Here is a 17577-nt window from a genome sequence, read left to right on the forward strand (position 1 = left end):
CGCCGCCGCGCGCCCGGTCACAGCCTCTTGGCGCTGCGCAGCGTCTTGGCGTAGTAGCCGTTGCCGTCCAGCCGGGACACCCCGCCGACATCGCCGATGGTCGGTCCGTTGACCTCCTCGCGGCTGGAGACGAAGAGCAGGTGGCCCTCGGTGTCGTAGCCGAGCACCATGCCGACGTGGTCCAGGCGCTGCTTCGTCCGGGTGTCGAGCTTGAAGAAGACGAGGTCCCCGGGCTGGAGCTGGTCGATGCCGGTGGGCCGGTCCTTCGGCGAGACGCCGGTGAGCGGCAGGACGTCGGCACCCTGCTTGGAGCGGGCCATACCGTTGGCGGTGCGCGGCAGGCCGTCGCCCGAGTCGTCCGAGGACATGAGCGGATAGCGGGCGCGGTAGCCGAACATCATCCGCATGTATCCCGAGCAGTCGATCGACCGGGCGCGCGCGGTCTCCGGCTGCCCGATCACGCCGTCCCGGAAGGGGTACGGGACGCCGAGGTAGTCGTAGAAGTCGGACTGCTCCAGGCGCAGGTCGCCGCCCTCCGCCCCGCTCGTGTTGAGGGGCCCGAAGTTGGCGTCACCGGCGTAGACGGTGCCCTGTTGGTCCTTCTTCTGTTTGGCGCCCGCGACGTACTGGAAGGCGATGGCCAGGAGGTCGTCCTCCTTGCTGGACTCGTACTCCGCGTACCAGTCCTTGAACCACTTCTGCTGGTCCGCGCCCTTCTTCCAGGACTCGGGCATGAGGCGGACCCAGTCCGTCGAGGAGACCTTGGAACTCGTCGACGAGGGCTCGGCGAAGGTGCGGGCCGGTCCGGTCAGGGTCGCGGTGCGCGCCCCGTCGGTGAACACCGCCTTGACCTGGCCGTCGGCTCCGCGCAGCACGGAGCGGGCGGGGTTCTCCAGCCGGGACCAGCTCTCCCCGCCCTTGTCACGGGTCTTCGCCGCGCCGCCTGCCCGGTCCGAGCCGTCCAGCACGCCGACGTTCGTGATCTCCGGGACGCCCTTGTCCTCCTGCTTGCGCAGCTCCACGGTGAGGTAGCCGGACGTCGCGACGAGCGCCAGCACCACGAGGCCGGAGAGGACCGGCCGCGATTTCTTCTTTCCTGCCATGTGTTCTCCCCTGGGTTGTCGGTCGCCGGGACGCCGGTTCTCAGACGGTGGGCATGATGCCGAGCAGCAGTCCGGCGGCGACGACGATGTAGGCCATGAGCGAGACGGTGCCGGTTGCCAGCAGCGTCGCCCCCTTGGGCTGGCGGACCATCTGGTACGCGATCAGTCCGGGCACGATGAAGCCGAGGGTCTGGTTGCCGTACAGCAGCGGGAACTCCATCGAGAGCACGATCATCACGGTGGCCTGGAGCAGCACGCCCAGCAGGACCACCGCGGCGAACAGCCGCTTGCCGTAGAGGATCACCAGCCGCTGCATGACCTTGGTGCCCGCGTAGGTGAGGGCGGTGACGCCGACCACCATGGCCGCCCGCTGGAGGTCCTCGATGAGGGTCAGGGCGAGCCAGCCGGGCGTGATCATGCCGCCGGGCGACAGGTTGGTGGTCAGGTAGCACAGCAACGAGAAGAACAGGCCGATGGCGATGCCGAGGGCGGCCATCTCGGGGGTCAGGGCGGCGGTGGTCAACGAAGGTCTCCGGGCACGGGTACGGGTGCGGGTTCGGTACGGGGCGATCGGCGGTCCTGCGCGAGGCGCTCGCCCCGCCCGTGGACGTCAGGAACGGGGAGGCTGTCCCCCGTCGTCGGTCGGGACGTACCCGTAGGGCTCGTCGGCGTACTGCCATGCCTGCTGGGCCTCGGCGGCGTACGGCCCCTGCTGGTAGTGGGCTCGGCCGGGGTACCCGGTGTCGGCGTACGGCCCCGACGGCTGGGCGGGGATGCGGACCACCGGGATCTCCTGGGTCTGGGAGGCCTGGTAGCGCTCCTCGTAGGCCATGGGGTACGAGGCGTAGGGGTCCAGGCGCGCCGGCTGGGCCGGCACGGCCGTGGCCGAGGGCGGCGCGGCGTCGGCGGTGGCGGACTCGTCCGCCGGGAGTTCGGCCAGGTACTCCAGCAGTTCCTCGCCCTGGCCGTGGATGTTGCCGATGGCGACCAGGGAGGAGTCGGCGGACAGGCGCTCCAGCAGGGCGGGCATGAACTCCTCGGCCGACCGCCGTTCTCCTCCGAGGTCGACCGCGCGGTCACGCCACTCGGCGGGGATGGCGTCGATCGCGCTCTTGGCGGGGTGCCCGATGACGAAGACGTGGTCCGGCTGGAGGTCGGGGATGATCTCGCCCATCTGCCCGTTGCGCTCCACGCGGTCGGGCCGGCAGTTGATCACGACGTTCAGCGGCCGGTGGATGGCTCCGAGGTCGAGCAGCTGGTTGATGTTCATCAGTGTCGACTCGGGGTCGTTGGCCGCGAAGACGTTGGCGAAGGCGAGCCGCTTGCCCTCGGGCGCCGTGTAGCGCTCGACGGACAGAACGCCGGGGTCCGGCGGGGCGTCGTACATGCCCTGCAGGGCGACCTGCCGTTCCACGCCGAGCAGTTCGGCCACGACGAGGGCGATCGCGACGTTCTCCTTGAAGGTGAACCAGCTGAAGCCGCGCAGCTCCTCGTCGGTGACGGTCTCCGGGTCGGCGTAGACGAGCTGGCAGTTACGGGCGTCGGCCTCCTCCTGGAGGATGTGGAAGCGTTCCTTCTCGGCGGTGACGCAGATGCCGTCCTCCGGCATGGAGCGGCACAGCGACCGCGCCACGTCGTCGAGGGTGGGGCCCATCTCGGCGAGGTGGTCCTCGCGGACGTTGCACAGCACGCCGATCGTGGAGCGGATCAGCTTGCTCTGGTTCACCTCCTGCAGGGCCGGCATGACGGCCATGCACTCGATGACGAGGGCGTCGGGCCGGTAGGTGGCGGCCCGGCGCACGATGCCGATCTGCTCCACCACGTTGGCGATGCCGAACTTGCGGTAGACCGGCTCCTCGGTGGCGTCCGGGTGGATGAACCGGGCCGCCGTACCCGTGGTCTTCGCCACGGTGACCAGATCGCCGCCGCGCAGCGCCCCGGCACACAGCCGGGTGATGGAGGACTTGCCGCGGATGCCGTTCACGAGCACGCGCGAGGGGATGCTGTGCAGGCTGGCGTAGTGCCGGCGCTGTTCCACGATGCCCGCCACCAGCAGCAGCACACTGCCGGTGAGCAGGACGAAGTACAGATAGAGCACGGCTGGGTCACCTTCCCCGAACGCCGGCCTGCGGCTCCGCGAGCCGGCGTGCCTGGGTCTGTTTACGGGCCTGGAGTTGCTGGCGCAGCAGTTCGAGGCTGCGTACGACGGCGCCGACCTCGTCCTGGTAGCGGGGGTACAGCACGGACTTGAGGTCGCCGTCGGCCAGCTTCTCCGCGCCGGCCGCCAGAGCCCGCATCGGCCGGGCCACGACCAGGTGCACCCAGCCGAGGCAGACGACGATCAGGGCCAGGCCGAGCAGTCCGGCCAGGACGCTGCGGTCCTCGCGCTGGTACGGGGTGATCTGGAAGTCCTTGGCGTTCTGCCAGCTGACCACGGTCCAGCCGATGTCGGCCGCCACGCCCCCGCCGGAGAACGGGGCGGCCGCGGCGACCGTGGTCCCGCCTCCTTCGCGGATCAGCAGGCCGTTCTCGACAGGACCGGCGCCGACGTGGACGCCGCCGGCCCGGACGAGGTCGGTGAGCGCGTCGCGCGGCAGTTCCTCGAAGGCCAGGAAGCCGTCGCTGGCCGCGATGGTCTCCGCCTTGGAATCCACCACGCGGACCTCGCCGAGCCCGGGCCGCTTCAGCAGCGAGTTGAGGAACTCGACCCGGACCTCGCCGACCAGGGTCATGCCCTTGTCGCCCGGCAGGGGCGCCCCGGCCTGGACGACCGGTTTCTTCCCGCCCTTGCCGGCCACCCGGACCAGCGGCAGCTCGTCCGCGTCGGCGAAACCAGCGCGCGGCTCCCCGCCCGCGCGGGCGACGACCTCGCCGTCCTCGTCGAGGAGGTACAGCGCCTGGTAGCGGGTGTGCTCGCGCAGGGTCTCCTCGAGCAGTGCGCGGCCGGCGCCGGCGTCGTCCGGGTCGATCAGCCGGGACGTGGACACCAGGTCCGCCTGCGCCTCGTTGAGCGCCCGGCGCACCCGGTCGGCGACCAGGTCGGTACGGTCACGCTGGTCCGCGACCATGCTCGCCGGGATGCTGACGGAGTCGTCGGTGCGGTTCAGCAGGAGGCCGACGGGCACACACCACAGCAACAGCAGTACGGCGGTCAGCGCGAGCGGCCCGCGCACCCCGAACCGCCCCTTGACACGCTGGCGCCCACCGGGATCACCGGCCGGGCCGCCCAGCTGCGCGCGCAGCCTCTCGAGGGCGGAGCCGATGCGCGCGGCCTCACCCCAGCGGGGCACGTCCACCGGGCGGGTCAGGTCGCCCCGGGCCAGCCGGCGGGACTCCAGGAACAGCCGCAGCAACGGCCGCTGCACGGTCGCCCACAGCACCGCCGCTGCGAGCAGTCCGAGCACCACCAGGGCTCCGGCCGCCAGCAGTCCGTACAGCTCCCGGCCCGGAGCGGCGCCCTGTTGCTGGACCACGGGCAGCAGGGCGACGACGGTGAGCCCGAGACCCGCGCCGACGCTCTTCTTCTCCTCCGGGTCGGCGGAGGAGAGGGAGGCGTAACCGGCCGTGGCGACACGGCCGTTGTAGCTCCCGCCGACCAGGGTCCCGCTGACACCGGGGTAGCCGCGGGAGCCCGGCTCCCTGGCGCTGACCGGGTCTTGCTCGGTCTCCCGTGCCGCTTGGGCGGACAGCCCGCTCATCTGCTTCTGGAGGAAGCCCAGCTCCTTGCGCTCCTGGTCGGAGTTGAGCGCCTCGGACTGCTCGAAGCCGGCCGTGGCGAGGATCTCCCCGCCGGTGGCGACGACCGCCATGGAACGGAACTGGCCCAGGTTGATGGCGGGCACGGACAGGCTGTTGGAGGCGATCAGCAGCTGCTGCGGCCGGTCCTCCACGTCGAGGACCGCCATGGTCATCAGGCGTACGTCACCGGTCTCCAGTCGCACCATGCGGGGCTTGAAAGCCGTGTCCCCGGTGAGGGCGTCCTTGTCCAGCCACCCGAGGGGAATCGTTTCACCCCTGGCGGCCAGCACCTTGCCGCTCTCCAGCTCCAGGACCGTGGTGCCGGTCCACTTCTGGTAGGTCTTCCCCAGGTCGGACAGGACGCGCTCGGGCTTCACCGGTGACCCCGCGTTCAGCGCGGCGGCGGTGCGGTTCAGGTCGGTGACCCGCTCGTCGATCGAGGCACGCAGAGCGATGGCGCCGTCCTGAGCGAAGTGCTGCTGCGAGGAGAGCACCGCCTGCGGTACGGCCTGCTCGCCGGCGGGGCCGAGCACCTGGGCGGTGAGGCCAGCGAGAGCGAGCACCAGCACGCACAGCAGCGCGATCGGGGGACGAACGCCGCCCAGCAGCGGCATGTCAGCGCGTCTCCGGCTGCGCCGCCGTCCTCCCTTCACGGGGCGCGCGGCGCGGGTGGGTGTCACCGGTGGTCTCCTCCGGCCTCTCTGGGTGAAGGACGGCCGCGCAGAACACCGCTCCCGGGGGGAGAGGCGACGGACCGCCGTTTACAAGACTGTTGGGGAGGGCCGAGGTTGTGTCGCTCGCCCCCTGTGCGCTGTGGCGCTAGTCACGCCCCAGCGCGAGCTCCTTCAGCCCGTCGCCGCCCGGCGCCCCGCGGTTGTACAGGAAGCCACGCGTGCGGTCGGCCGCCAGCCGGTAGCGGGCGAGCCGCTCTTCGGAGAGGTCGCCCGGCTCGTCAAGTGCCCGCCGTACGTCCACCAACCGGTGGTCCTCGACCGCGCCGGCGGGCGGCTTCTCACCGGCCTCCACCTCGGGCGGGATGTCCACGAGCGTCGTGGCGTAGCGGGCGGAGACGTCCCAGCCGTCGGTCGTCTCACGGAACTCGAACCAGCCGATCGCGCCCTCCTCGGTGAGCCCGGTGGGCGAGGAGTGACGGGCGACCTGGTTGCCCAGGCTGTAGGCGACCCAGGTGCCGTTCACCTTCTGGATCGGCTGCACCACATGGGCGTGGTGCCCGATCACCAGGTCGACCCCGGTCTCCGTGGTGAGCCGCTCCGCCAGCTGGAGCTGGGGGGCACTCGGTTCGTTGTAGTGCTCCAGCCCCCAGTGGACCGAGAGGATGACCACCTCGGCACCCTTCTCACGAGCCCGGGCCTCGGCGTCCTTGATCGCGTCCGTGCCGATCTGGTTGAACGCCCACTTCTCCTTCTCCGGCGTCGGATTCAGGAACGACATCCAGGAGAACGAGAGGTGGGCGACCTTGACGCCGTTGACGTCACGGATGTTGATCTTTTCTGCTTCCGCGGGCGTGCGAGCGGAGCCGGCGTGCCCGAGGCCGGCCTTGTCCATCGCGTTCAAGGTGCGCCGCACGGCCCCGATGCCATGGTCGTACGTGTGGTTGGAGGCCGTCGAGCAGGTGTCGTAACCCACGCCCTTGAGGGACGTCAGAATCTGCGGCGGCACGAGGAACTCCGGGTATCCCTCGAAGGGACCCCGCGGCTTTCCGACGGGCGTCTCCATGTGGCAGATGGCCAGATCGGCCTTGCTGATGACCGGCTTCACCCCGGCGAGCAGCGGCTCGAAGTCCAGCCCGGCCTCTCCCCCACCGGTCTTCTTGGCATCCTTGGCGGCCTGGTCGACCAGCTCGGGGTGGATCAGCACGTCACCCGCGGCGGCGACGGTGAACGAACGGCCGCCCGGCTTCACCTGCGGTGCGGATGCCGCGGAGGTGCACGCGGTCGTCACGGCAACGGTGGCCAGTAAAGCGCTTGCCGCGCGAGCGATCCGGAGAGGATTACGAAGTGTCACCGCATCATATTCACATGAAGCACACAAGCACCACGGACGTTACCGTCACAAGACAGTCACACTTGACTCGTATTGTGGTCCAAATCGGACTCGTCCTAGCCTTGTTCGGCTGTCAGTCGCCACCAGACCGGTCAACGGACGATTCCACTCCGTATGCCCGGCAGTTGGTGGACCTCCGTAGCAGGATCCTCACGTACACGGCCGAACTGGAACCCGACGCCGTCTACGCCCCACCGGACGACACCCAGCGCGAGCGCGTCGCCGAAAGCGTCGGCCACCTCCTGGACGGCGAGGCCACACAGGCCGGACAACTGCTCGCCCCGCTCGGCCTCAAGCTCACCCGCCTCACCGACACCGAGTCCGGCCGCAGATACGACGAGATCGCCGCCGCCCGCCCGGGCCGGGCCGAACGCTGGGGGCGCCTCTACCTGACCGCCGACTCCGACATCCGCTGGAACGCCCAGGTACCGCACCCGGTCTCCGACCGGGACACCGAACGCCTCGGCGTGCGGCTCCTGGAGGACAACCCCGGCGGCTCGCTGGTCCTGGCCGGCGCGCACCGCGAGGCGAGCCGGGGCGACGCCGCCGACGTCGCCCACCGGGCGGACAGCGTCTTCCACGCCATCGTCGTGGAGTTCCAGAAACGCGACGTCCCGGGCGTGCAGCTGCACGGCTTCGCCAAGGACTCGGACCGCCCCTACGAGGCCGTCCTCTCCACCGGAGCCGCACGGAGCACCCTCACCGAGGCCGCCGCCCTGGCCGACGGCATGGAGGCAGACGGTCTGCGGGTCTGCCGGGGCTGGTCGGCCCGCTGCCCCCTGGAAGGCACCACGAACGTCCAGGGCAAGGCCGCTGAGCGCCACCACGCCACGTTCCTCCACGTGGAGCTCTCCCCCGAGGCACGCGGCGACGGGACCGACGCCGACGCCGCCGCAACGGCTCTCTCAGGGCTGGTCACGACCTGGAACTCCGCCCGCCGGTGAGCAACGGCACAAGCCTCAGCAGCACCCCGCCGACGGCAGCGACCGCTTGTTCCGCGCCTCCTTGTTGCGCGCGGCGAGCAGTTCGTCGGCCGGGTAGCCGACCTCCTCCAGGGTCAGCCCGTGCGGCCGTACGACGTGCACGGCCGAGTCCCGCACACCGGCCGCCAGCACCTTCCCCGGCCAGTCCGGCGGCCGGTGCCCGTCGCCCACGAACAGCAGCGCCCCGATGAGCGAGCGCACCATGTTGTGGCAGAAGGCGTCGGCCCGCACGGTCGCGGTGATGATCCCGTCCTCGCCCCGCACGAGACTCAGCTCCTGGAGCGTACGGATCGTCGTCGCGCCCTCCCGCTTCTTGCAGTAGGCGGCGAAGTCGTGCTCCCCGAGCAGCCGGCGCGCGGCCTCGTTCATGGCGTCGACGTCCAGGGGCCAGTCGTGCCACAGCACATGGCCGCGCAGCAGCGGGTCGACCCCGCCGGGGTTGTCGGTGACCCGGTAGGCGTACCGCCGCCACACGGCCGAGAACCGCGCGTTGAAGCCGCTGGGCGCCTCCCTGAGGGCCCAGACCCGCACATCCCGCGGCAGCCGCCCGGCGAGCCGCTTCAGCAGCTTCTGATGGTGCTCGGCCCAGACCTCACGCGGCAGATCGACGTGCGCGACCTGTCCCCGGGCATGCACCCCGGCATCGGTACGCCCCGCCACGGTCAGCTCGTAGGTCTCCCGCGACCGCGTCACGGTCCGCAGCGCGTCCTCGATCTCCCCCTGCACGGTCCGCCGTCCCCCGGCCTGCTTGGCCCACCCGGAGAACTCGCTCCCGTCGTACGCCAGGTCGAGCCGGACACGAACGAACCCGGCAGCTGCTTCATCACTCACGCACAGATCCTCTCAGCACCACAAAGGCGGGCCCGCTCCTCAAAGAGGAACGGACCCGCCAACGCCTTACGGCAGAACGCTTACGCGTCCTTCGACTCCTCGGCGGGAGCCTCGGCGGCCTCGTCGGACTTGGCCTCGACGGCCTCGTCCTTCTTGAGGGCGTCTTCCTTGACCGCACGCTTGGTCGCGGCCTCGGCCTCGCCGGTCGCCTCCTGCGCCACCGTCAGCGCCTCGACCAGCTCGATGACAGCCATGGGCGCGTTGTCGCCACGGCGGTTACCGATCTTGGTGATGCGGGTGTAGCCACCCGGACGGTTCTCGTAGCGCGGGCCGATCTCGGTGAAGAGCGTGTGGACGATGCTCTTGTCCGTGATGACCTGGAGCACCTGACGGCGATTGTGAAGGTCGCCCTTCTTCGCCTTGGTGACCAGACGCTCGGCGTACGGCCGCAGCTTGCGGGCCTTCGCCTCGGTGGTGGTGATGCGACCGTGCTCGAACAGCGCCTTCGCAAGGTTCGCGAGGAGGAGCTTCTCGTGCGCGGCGCTGCCGCCCATACGGGCACCCTTGGTGGGCTTCGGCATGGTGTTTCTCCTAGGTGTCTGCCCCGGCCGTATCAGGTACCGGGGTCAGTATCCGAGCAGGCGGTTACCTGTCGGAGATCCAGGCCCCCGAAGGGGCCTGGAAGGGGCGCGGGGAACTGCGCGACCAGCCACGACCGGCCCGCAGACGCAGTACGGCCTCCCCGCGGGGCGATCAGTACTGCTCGGTCTCCACGAACCCGGCGTCCGCGTCGTCGTCCGCACCGAAGGCGTCCGCGGCGGCGGTCGGGTCGAATCCGGGAGGCGAGTCCTTCAGCGCAAGCCCCATACCCGCGAGCTTGGCCTTGACCTCGTCGATCGACTTCGCACCGAAGTTGCGAATGTCGAGCAGGTCCGCCTCGGAACGCGCGACGAGCTCACCCACGGAGTGGATGCCCTCACGCTTGAGGCAGTTGTACGACCGAACGGTGAGCTCGAGCTCCTCGATCGGCAGCGCCAGATCGGCGGCCAGGGCGGCGTCCGTCGGGGACGGACCCATGTCGATGCCCTCGGCGTCGATGTTGAGCTCACGGGCCAGACCGAACAGCTCGACCAGGGTCTTGCCGGCCGACGCCATGGCGTCACGCGGACGCATGGCCTGCTTGGTCTCGACGTCGACGATCAGCTTGTCGAAGTCGGTCCGCTGCTCGACACGCGTGGCCTCGACCTTGTACGTGACCTTGAGCACCGGCGAGTAGATCGAGTCGACCGGGATCCGGCCGATCTCCTGGCCGACCTGCTTGTTCTGCACGGCGGAGACATAGCCGCGGCCACGCTCGACCGTCAGCTCCATCTCCAGCTTGCCCTTGCCGTTGAGCGTGGCGAGGACCAGGTCGGGGTTGTGCACCTCGACACCGGCCGGGGGCGCGATGTCGGCGGCGGTGACCAGACCCGGGCCCTGCTTGCGCAGGTACATCACGACCGGCTCGTCGTGCTCCGAGGAGACGACCAGCTGCTTGATGTTGAGGATCAGGTCGGTGACGTCCTCCTTGACGCCCGGCACGGTGGTGAACTCGTGCAGGACACCGTCGATGCGGATGGACGTGACCGCCGCACCCGGGATCGAGGACAGCAGGGTCCGGCGCAGGGAGTTGCCGAGGGTGTAGCCGAAGCCCGGCTCCAGCGGCTCGATCACGAACCGGGAGCGGAATTCGTCGACGACCTCTTCGGTCAACGAGGGACGCTGAGCGATCAGCATGTTGTGATCCTTCTGTCAGGGGCGCCCGCTATTTGACGCCCTGAGTCACCAGGCGAAGCCTGATGGTGTTACGTGCAAGGGTACGGGCGATATGGCCCCGAAGAGCCATACCGCCCGAAATCCTCAGACCAAGCGGCCTGCGTCTGCGATCTGCGAAAGATCAGACGCGGCGGCGCTTGGGCGGACGGCAGCCGTTGTGCGGGGTCGGCGTGACGTCCTGGATCGAGCCGACCTCGAGGCCGGTCGCCTGCAGGGAGCGGATCGCGGTCTCACGACCGGAGCCCGGGCCCTTGACGAAGACGTCGACCTTGCGCATGCCGTGCTCCTGGGCGCGGCGGGCAGCCGACTCGGCGGCCATCTGCGCGGCGAACGGCGTCGACTTGCGCGAGCCCTTGAAGCCGACGTGGCCGGCGGAGGCCCAGGAGATCACGTTGCCCGAGGGGTCCGTGATCGAGACGATCGTGTTGTTGAACGTGCTCTTGATGTGCGCGTGGCCGTGAGCGACGTTCTTCTTTTCCTTGCGGCGCACCTTCTTGGCAGCGCCCTGACGTCCCTTGGGGGGCATCTCTTAACTCCTACGGGAGGTGGTCGGTCCTACAGCGAAGACCGTGGACAGGCGTCCGCTGCGGACTACTTCTTGCCCGGCTTCTTCTTGCCGGCGATGGCGCGACGCGGGCCCTTGCGGGTGCGGGCGTTGGTGCTGGTGCGCTGACCGCGGACGGGCAGGCCGCGGCGGTGACGCAGACCCTGGTAGCAGCCGATCTCGACCTTGCGGCGGATGTCGGCCTGGATCTCACGACGGAGGTCACCCTCGGTCCTGATGTTGTTGTCCACGAACTCGCGGATCGCGACGAGCTGCTCCTCGGAGAGGTCGCGGACGCGGGTGTTCGGGTCGACGCCGGTAGCGGCCAGCGTCTGCTGCGCGAGGGTCCGGCCGATGCCGAACACGTAGGTGAGGGCGACCTCCACGCGCTTTTCGCGCGGGATGTCGACACCGGAAACGCGTGCCATTCAATGGCTCCAGTTACTTGTCGGAGGTCTTCCACAGAACCGACTCCCAGCCGCCGTATGAGGTACGAACTGGGTCCCCGGCCTCCGAACCAGGGGTGTCAGGCGAACATCGTCCGCCCGGGTCCTGCGTATGAACATATTCAGCTCGCGTCGCGCGAAGTCCCTGCGATGGATGCAGAGGGTGCGATCCGCTGTCGATCAGCCCTGGCGCTGCTTGTGGCGCGGGTTGTCGCAGATGATCATGACCCGGCCGTGACGGCGGATCACCCTGCACTTGTCGCAGATCTTCTTGACGCTCGGCTTGACCTTCATTAGTGAGGTTCTCCGGGTCAGTGCCACCACCTCGCCGAGGCGAGATGCGGGGCAAGATCTACTTGTAGCGGTAGACGATCCGGCCACGCGTGAGGTCGTACGGAGACAGCTCCACCACGACCCGGTCGTCAGGGAGGATGCGGATGTAGTGCATGCGCATCTTGCCGCTGATGTGTGCCAGGACCTGGTGGCCGTTCTGGAGCTCGACCTTGAACATGGCGTTCGGAAGAGACTCGACGACAGTGCCCTCGATCTCGATGGCACCTTGCTTCTTGGCCACGCTTCGCCCTTCGAATCGACTACCTTGATCGACTCCGTGCGGGCGCATGCAGGCATGCGGGTACACCAGAGCCGACGAGTCAGTCTACGACAGGGCCCTCAGAAACACGAATCGAGGCAGTCTGCCCCAACGGACAGATCTTTAAGCGCCCCGAAAGGGGCGCGGGGAACTGCGCGACAAGCCACAACGCACCCGCAGCCGCCGAACGCCGGGACCACCCACCCCGGAACGCGCTCAGCCCAACGGATCCGGAGCGGCCACAATCCCCAGCTCGGCAAGCTTCGCCTTCCCCCCGTCGGGAGACGTCAGCACCAACGGCCCCTCCTCGGTCAAAGCCACCGAGTGCTCCCAGTGCGACGACCACGTACCGTCCGTCGTGATGACGGTCCAGTCGTCCTCGAGGACCTCCGTCTTCGGCGTCCCCAGAGAGACCATCGGCTCGATCGCGAGGCAGAAGCCGGGCACCAGCTTCGGACCCTTGCCGCGCCGCCGGTCGACGTAGTTCAGCAGGTGCGGGTCCATGTGCATCTCGGTGCCGATGCCGTGGCCGCCGTAGTCCTCGATGATCCCGTACTTGCCGCCGCCGGGCTTGGGCTGGCGGCGGATGTACGTCTCGACGGCCCGGGAGATGTCGACCAGCCGGTTGCCCTGCTTCATGGCCGCGATGCCGGCCCACATCGACTCCTCGGTCACCCGGGAGAGCTCGACCAGCTCCGGGGAGTGGCCGGAGCCGACGAAGGCCGTGTAGGCGGCGTCGCCGTGCCAGCCGTCGATGATCGCGCCGCAGTCGATGGAGATGACGTCCCCGTCCTTGAGGACGACGTCGTCGGACGGGATGCCGTGGACGACGACCTCGTTCACGGACGTGCAGATCGTCGCCGGGAAGCCGCCGTAGCCGAGGAAGTTCGGCTTGGCGTTGTGCTCGGCGAGGACCTTGCGGGCGGCCTGGTCCAGATCCTTCGTGGTGGCCCCCGGCACGGCGGCTTCGCGGGTCGCCGCGTGGATGGCGGCGACGACCAGGCCCGCCTCGCGCATTTTGGCGATCTGCTCGGGGCTCTTGATCTGCACCATGGGGCTACGGCCTTTCTGGACCTTCAGCGAGTACGAACGCCATCAACGATACGGGCCGCGCGACCGGCCTCCGGTCGGCCCGCCGGGGTCACCGTGGCGGAGTCACACCTGCACCCTCAGCAACAAAAGCCGTTGACGAACCCAACTGGCCACTCTAGCCTCGCAGTTGCCCACCTGGCGATGTCGGGTGCCAGCACTCAGCTCCATGCACTTCCATACAACCCGGACCGGATACCCGGTCCTCAAAAACGGGGGTAACAAGTGATCAAGAGAGCTCTGTCCCGCGTGGCCGTGGCCGGTGCCGCCGTCACCCTGCTCGGCCTCACCGCGGCCTCGCCCGCCCTGGCCGGCGACGAGGGGCCCCTCTGGTACAGCAACCGGGGCACGGTGACGTTCAACGACGACGGTGACGACATCACGGTCTGCGACAAGCTGGCTGACGGCCACGGCGTCACGGGGTACCTGGAGCGACTCAACAGCACTGGCACCGGCCTGGTCTATGTCATTAAGGAAGAGGACGGCGGAGACGCCGGCTGCGACCGGTCCGACAATGACTACGACATGATAGGCAACATCTCGCACGGCCTGGCCATCTGCTGGAACGGCAGCGGCTCCTGCGTCCGCTCGAACTGGTACTTCGACGAGTAGGCCCGTTCGGCACCGAGAGGTGTGAGGTCTCCACGGTGACCTCGACAGCGTGACAGTGCGTGCACACGCCGCACATCTGCTCAGAAGCTCCGGCCGGTGCAGACGATCGATCGATTCGTCTGCACCGGCCGGAGCTCTTGGTGTGGCCGGTCCCAGGCGCACCTCCGCCTGGGACCGCAGAGAGGGTCAGCGCTCGGTGAAGACCGGGGTCCAGCGGCCGACGTAGTCCTCTTGGGCTTTACGGAAGCCCGAGAGCGGTGTCACCTTGTCGTCGTCCAGGCCGACCAGGACCAGCTGGTTGCGGAACTCGCCCTTGCCGGGTTCGCACTGGCTGGGGTCGCATCGCCAGGCGATGAGGTGGGTGTCGTCCGCCCACGCGAGAAGCTGCTGTCCGGGTACGACCGCGCTCTGCTTTCCGGTCTTCGCGTCCAGAACCGCGGAAACGATCTGGCCGTCCTTGCCCCCCGCGAAGCCGCCCGTCGCAAGTTTTCCGTCCGGGGACGTAATCACCGGCGGAAAGATCAGATCGGTCTTCTGCTGCGGAAGCGACTTCAGCTTGCCGTCCACGTCGTAGTAGTTCCTGCCCGGCCGGTCGAGCCTCTGCTCCCACAGCGTCTCGCCGTCACGGCTCCAGCTGAAGTCCTGACGCCCGGTGCCGGCCATGGCCGCGAGACTGTCCTTCTTGGCCGGCCGCTCACTGAATGCCGCCCGGCCGGAGTCGACATCGATGACATAGAAGCCGGTACGGCTCTGCTTCGGCCCCGGCATCTCCTGACCATCGCCATCTTCCGACCCGTCCTGCACACGCACCGGCGCGTCCTTGAAGAGGCCGTCCGGGTTGTGGCCGTACGTCGTCGCCACCAGGCGCTCGCCGTCCGGCGAGAACTGCACACCGCCGACGCCCTTGTCGACCTTGATCCAGCGCTGGACCTTGCCCGTGGACAGACTCAACAGGCCGATGCGTTTGACGGGCAGATCGCCCTCCAGCACCGCGGCCGTCTTCATCCCGGGAGCGACATCGAGCCAGCCCCAGTCGGTCTTCTCGTACCGCTTGGTCGCGGCGTTGTACAGACTCCACTCACGCGCGTTCACCGCATCCCCGTCCGGCTGCCGCACGAGCTTCCTCGTGTAGTGCGCCGAGACGGCGACCTGCCCCGCGGCTATCAGCTCGCGCGGCGGGGACTGGTCCGGACGGGCCTCCACGTCCGATGCCTCGGACTGCCCTTCCGGGCCACCGCTCGTCAGGGCCAACGACACCCCGATGACTGCGGCGACCACGACGACCGCGGCGACCGCCAGGCTGCGACTCCTGCGGCGGAGCAGCGACGGCTGCTCCCGCTCGGTGGAATCGTCGGACCGTGGCACCTGTTCGAGCTTGATGGCCATACCTCCTCGGCAGAGCACTTTCGGGGGTCCCAAAGAAGAAAGGCAGCGGCCCCCTCCGGGGACCGCTGCCTTTCTTTTCAAGCTGTTATGAACCGGACAGCGCCGACATGGCCCGCGTCGTGACGTCGTCCACCTTGCCGAGCGCGGAGATCGTGACCACCAGACCCTGGGCCTTGTAGTAGTCGATGATCGGCTCGGTCTGCGTGTGGTAGACCTCCAGCCGCTTACGGACGGTCTCCTCGGAGTCGTCGCCCCGCTGGTACAGCTCGCCGCCGCAGATGTCGCAGACGCCTTCCTTGGCCGGCGGCTTGTACGTCACGTGGAAGACATGCGCCGACTCGTTGCGGCAGACACGGCGGCCGGCGATCCGCTTGACGACCTCGTCCTCGGGGACCTCCAGGTCCAGCACCGCGTCGAGCTGCATGGTCTCGGTCTCCAGCAGCTCGTCGAGCGCCTCGGCCTGCGAGACATTGCGGGGGAAGCCGTCCAGCAGGAAACCGTTCTCGGCGTCCGGCTGCTCCATGCGGTCCTTCGCCATGGCGATGGTGACCTCGTCGGGCACCAGGTTGCCCGCGTCGATGTAGGACTTCGCCAGTTTGCCGAGTTCCGTCTTCTGGCTGATGTTGGCCCGGAACAGGTCGCCCGTGGAGATGTGCGGGATCGACAGGTTCTTGGCGAGGAACGCGGCCTGCGTTCCCTTACCGGCGCCCGGCGGCCCGACGAGGACGATACGCATCAGCGGAGGAACCCTTCGTAATTGCGCTGCTGAAGCTGGCTCTCGATCTGCTTCACCGTTTCGAGGCCGACACCCACGATGATCAGGATGCTGGTCCCGCCGAACGGGAAGTTCTGGTCTGCCTTGAAACCAGCCAACGCCATCGTCGGCACGAGAGCGATCAACCCCAGGTACAGCGAACCCGGCCAGGTGATCCGGTTGAGCACGTACGACAGGTACTCAGCGGTCGGTCGGCCAGCCCGGATGCCCGGGATGAAGCCACCATACTTCTTCATGTTGTCCGCGACTTCCTCGGGGTTGAACGAGATGGCCACGTAGAAGAAGGCGAAGAAAACGATCAGGAGGAAGTAGAGGCTGATGTGCGCCGGAGCACTCGGCTTCGCGAGGTTCTGCTCGATCCAGGTCTTCCAGTCGGCGCTGCCACCGGCGAACTGTGCGATCAGTGCCGGGATGTAGAGCAGCGACGAGGCGAAGATCACAGGGATGATGCCCGCCTGGTTGACCTTCAGCGGAATGTACGTCGACGTGCCGCCGTAGGACCTCCGGCCGATCATGCGCTTCGCGTACTGCACCGGGATACGCCGCTGGGCCTGCTCCACGAAGACGACGAGGCCGATCATCACCAGGCCGATGACACACACGATGCCGAACTCGATCCAGCCGCCGGCCAGGGAGCCCTGCGTCTTGATGGCCCACAGCCCGGACGGGAAGGTCGCGGCGATCGAGATGAACATCAGGATGGACATGCCGTTGCCGATGCCGCGGTCGGTGATGAGCTCACCGAGCCACATCACGGTCGCCGTACCGGCCGTCATGGTGATGACCATGGTGACGGTGACGAAGATCGACTGGTCGGGGACGATCTGGCTGGCCACAGGGCAGTTCTGGAAGAGCGCGCCACTGCGGGCGGTGGCGACGAGGCCGGTGCCCTGGAGGATGGCGAGCGCCACAGTCAGGTACCGGGTGTACTGCGTGATCTTCGCCGTACCGGACTGCCCCTCCTTCTTGAGAGCTTCCAGGCGCGGGATCACCACGGTCAGCAGCTGAAGGATGATGCTCGCCGTGATGTACGGCATGATGCCCAGCGCGAAGATCGTGATCTGCAGCAGCGCGCCGCCGCTGAACATGTTGACCAGGCCGAAGATCCCCTGGTTGGCCTCGGCCTGGTCGATACAGGTCTGGACGTTCCGGTAATCGACGCCTGGGATCGGTACGTGCGTACCGATCCGGTAGATCACAATGATGCCGAGCGTGAAGAGCAACTTCTTGCGCAGGTCGGGCGTCTTGAACGCCCGGGCGAACGCGGTGAGCACGGTGCCTCCTGCGACCCCCGCGTGTGCGCGCGTGAGGTGGACGGTAAGAGAGGTTGATGGCCTGAGGAACGAGATTACGGCATGCCAGGACGGCGCTGGGCGCCGACAGCACAGCCTACCCAAATACAGGGCCGCGCGGACGCCGCTCTTCGACCATGAATCATCTGGACACAGCAGCACCCCCTGTGCCATGACGAGACAGGGCCCTGTCGTCATGCGTCGGCTCGACTGCCGGAGTTCGAGGCCGACTTGGGCGGCAGGCATGCGTGCGATGCCGGGCTTCATGCCGGGGCCGGCGCCGCCACAGGGGCGAACGACCCACAGA

18 protein-coding genes are annotated in these 17577 nt (G+C 68.5%); 2 read left to right on the plus strand and 16 right to left on the minus strand.

Features of this window, described 5'->3' with window-relative positions; genetic code table 11:
• Positions 1 to 17: 17 nt before the first annotated feature.
• The 5 genes from KJK29_RS14015 to KJK29_RS14035 form a co-directional block, all read right to left on the minus strand.
• The gene (locus KJK29_RS14015) at positions 18 to 1103 is read right to left on the minus strand and encodes an NlpC/P60 family protein (protein ID WP_215119414.1); all 1086 of its coding nucleotides are present in this window, start codon (positions 1101 to 1103) and stop codon (positions 18 to 20) included.
• A 40-nt stretch (positions 1104 to 1143) separates the two neighbouring features.
• On the minus strand, positions 1144 to 1626 hold the full coding sequence (locus KJK29_RS14020) for a poly-gamma-glutamate biosynthesis protein PgsC/CapC (RefSeq protein ID WP_215119418.1): 483 nt from the start codon (positions 1624 to 1626) through the stop codon (positions 1144 to 1146).
• An 87-nt stretch (positions 1627 to 1713) separates the two neighbouring features.
• On the minus strand, positions 1714 to 3201 hold the full coding sequence (gene pgsB, locus KJK29_RS14025; protein ID WP_251057787.1) for a poly-gamma-glutamate synthase PgsB: 1488 nt from the start codon (positions 3199 to 3201) through the stop codon (positions 1714 to 1716).
• Positions 3202 to 3208: 7 nt separating this feature from the next.
• Complete coding sequence (locus KJK29_RS14030) at positions 3209 to 5455, minus strand: HAMP domain-containing protein (RefSeq protein WP_215124272.1); 2247 nt, start codon at positions 5453 to 5455, stop codon at positions 3209 to 3211.
• A gap of 205 nt (positions 5456 to 5660) precedes the next feature.
• Positions 5661 to 6803, minus strand: coding sequence for a CapA family protein (locus tag KJK29_RS14035; RefSeq protein WP_251057788.1), 1143 nt, complete (start codon positions 6801 to 6803; stop codon positions 5661 to 5663).
• A 230-nt stretch (positions 6804 to 7033) separates the two neighbouring features.
• On the opposite strand from KJK29_RS14035, the gene KJK29_RS14040 reads away from it, so the two are divergent.
• Complete coding sequence (locus KJK29_RS14040) at positions 7034 to 7849, plus strand: hypothetical protein (RefSeq protein WP_370869198.1); 816 nt, start codon at positions 7034 to 7036, stop codon at positions 7847 to 7849.
• Positions 7850 to 7864: 15 nt separating this feature from the next.
• On the opposite strand, the gene truA is transcribed toward KJK29_RS14040, so the two are convergent.
• The 8 genes from truA to map all read right to left on the minus strand — a co-directional run bounded on the left by truA (position 7865) and on the right by map (position 13169).
• Positions 7865 to 8719: a tRNA pseudouridine(38-40) synthase TruA gene (gene truA, locus KJK29_RS14045; protein ID WP_215119424.1), complete on the minus strand. Its 855-nt coding sequence runs from the start codon at positions 8717 to 8719 to the stop codon at positions 7865 to 7867.
• A gap of 80 nt (positions 8720 to 8799) precedes the next feature.
• Positions 8800 to 9300 (minus strand): 50S ribosomal protein L17, encoded by a 501-nt coding sequence (gene rplQ / locus KJK29_RS14050; protein WP_215119426.1) that lies wholly within the window; start codon positions 9298 to 9300, stop codon positions 8800 to 8802.
• 172 nt (positions 9301 to 9472) lie between these two features.
• Positions 9473 to 10495: a DNA-directed RNA polymerase subunit alpha gene (locus tag KJK29_RS14055; RefSeq protein WP_003966937.1), complete on the minus strand. Its 1023-nt coding sequence runs from the start codon at positions 10493 to 10495 to the stop codon at positions 9473 to 9475.
• Positions 10496 to 10655: 160 nt separating this feature from the next.
• Positions 10656 to 11060 carry a 30S ribosomal protein S11 gene (gene rpsK / locus KJK29_RS14060; protein WP_003956432.1) on the minus strand — a complete coding sequence of 135 codons (405 nt, stop codon included), beginning with the start codon at positions 11058 to 11060 and terminating at the stop codon, positions 10656 to 10658.
• A gap of 65 nt (positions 11061 to 11125) precedes the next feature.
• Positions 11126 to 11506: a 30S ribosomal protein S13 gene (gene rpsM / locus KJK29_RS14065; protein ID WP_189728755.1), complete on the minus strand. Its 381-nt coding sequence runs from the start codon at positions 11504 to 11506 to the stop codon at positions 11126 to 11128.
• A gap of 198 nt (positions 11507 to 11704) precedes the next feature.
• Entirely contained in the window at positions 11705 to 11818 is a 114-nt protein-coding gene (rpmJ, locus tag KJK29_RS14070) for a 50S ribosomal protein L36 (RefSeq protein WP_003948619.1), read from the minus strand.
• A gap of 58 nt (positions 11819 to 11876) precedes the next feature.
• Complete coding sequence (infA, locus tag KJK29_RS14075; protein WP_003948620.1) at positions 11877 to 12098, minus strand: translation initiation factor IF-1; 222 nt, start codon at positions 12096 to 12098, stop codon at positions 11877 to 11879.
• Positions 12099 to 12332: 234 nt separating this feature from the next.
• Positions 12333 to 13169 carry a type I methionyl aminopeptidase gene (gene map / locus KJK29_RS14080; protein WP_215119428.1) on the minus strand — a complete coding sequence of 279 codons (837 nt, stop codon included), beginning with the start codon at positions 13167 to 13169 and terminating at the stop codon, positions 12333 to 12335.
• 261 nt (positions 13170 to 13430) lie between these two features.
• Between map and KJK29_RS14085 the strand changes: the two genes are divergently transcribed.
• On the plus strand, positions 13431 to 13817 hold the full coding sequence (locus KJK29_RS14085) for a hypothetical protein (protein WP_215119429.1): 387 nt from the start codon (positions 13431 to 13433) through the stop codon (positions 13815 to 13817).
• Positions 13818 to 14003: 186 nt separating this feature from the next.
• Here the strand turns inward: KJK29_RS14085 and KJK29_RS14090 are convergent, their stop codons facing one another.
• The 3 genes from KJK29_RS14090 to secY all read right to left on the minus strand — a co-directional run bounded on the left by KJK29_RS14090 (position 14004) and on the right by secY (position 17252).
• Positions 14004 to 15203: a TolB-like translocation protein gene (locus tag KJK29_RS14090; RefSeq protein ID WP_251057789.1), complete on the minus strand. Its 1200-nt coding sequence runs from the start codon at positions 15201 to 15203 to the stop codon at positions 14004 to 14006.
• 85 nt (positions 15204 to 15288) lie between these two features.
• Positions 15289 to 15939, minus strand: a complete 651-nt coding sequence (locus KJK29_RS14095; protein ID WP_215119435.1) for an adenylate kinase — start codon at positions 15937 to 15939, stop codon at positions 15289 to 15291.
• Entirely contained in the window at positions 15939 to 17252 is a 1314-nt protein-coding gene (gene secY, locus KJK29_RS14100) for a preprotein translocase subunit SecY (RefSeq protein ID WP_215119436.1), read from the minus strand. Before secY ends, KJK29_RS14095 begins: the two co-directional genes overlap by 1 nt.
• Between the last annotated feature and the right edge of the window lie 325 nt (positions 17253 to 17577).

This window comes from Streptomyces koelreuteriae, from assembly GCF_018604545.1.
GTDB classification, from domain to species: domain Bacteria; phylum Actinomycetota; class Actinomycetes; order Streptomycetales; family Streptomycetaceae; genus Streptomyces; species Streptomyces koelreuteriae.

Coding starts and splice junctions, on each gene's coding strand:
- KJK29_RS14015 (WP_215119414.1), bottom strand. CDS start 1,103: ATGGCAGGAAAGAAGAAATCGCGGCCGGTCCTCTCCGGCCTCGTGGTG.
- KJK29_RS14030 (WP_215124272.1), bottom strand. CDS start 5,455: ATGCCGCTGCTGGGCGGCGTTCGTCCCCCGATCGCGCTGCTGTGCGTG.
- rplQ (WP_215119426.1), bottom strand. CDS start 9,300: ATGCCGAAGCCCACCAAGGGTGCCCGTATGGGCGGCAGCGCCGCGCAC.
- KJK29_RS14055 (WP_003966937.1), bottom strand. CDS start 10,495: ATGCTGATCGCTCAGCGTCCCTCGTTGACCGAAGAGGTCGTCGACGAA.
- rpsK (WP_003956432.1), bottom strand. CDS start 11,060: ATGCCCCCCAAGGGACGTCAGGGCGCTGCCAAGAAGGTGCGCCGCAAG.
- rpsM (WP_189728755.1), bottom strand. CDS start 11,506: ATGGCACGCGTTTCCGGTGTCGACATCCCGCGCGAAAAGCGCGTGGAG.
- rpmJ (WP_003948619.1), bottom strand. CDS start 11,818: ATGAAGGTCAAGCCGAGCGTCAAGAAGATCTGCGACAAGTGCAGGGTG.
- map (WP_215119428.1), bottom strand. CDS start 13,169: ATGGTGCAGATCAAGAGCCCCGAGCAGATCGCCAAAATGCGCGAGGCG.
- KJK29_RS14090 (WP_251057789.1), bottom strand. CDS start 15,203: ATGGCCATCAAGCTCGAACAGGTGCCACGGTCCGACGATTCCACCGAG.
- KJK29_RS14095 (WP_215119435.1), bottom strand. CDS start 15,939: ATGCGTATCGTCCTCGTCGGGCCGCCGGGCGCCGGTAAGGGAACGCAG.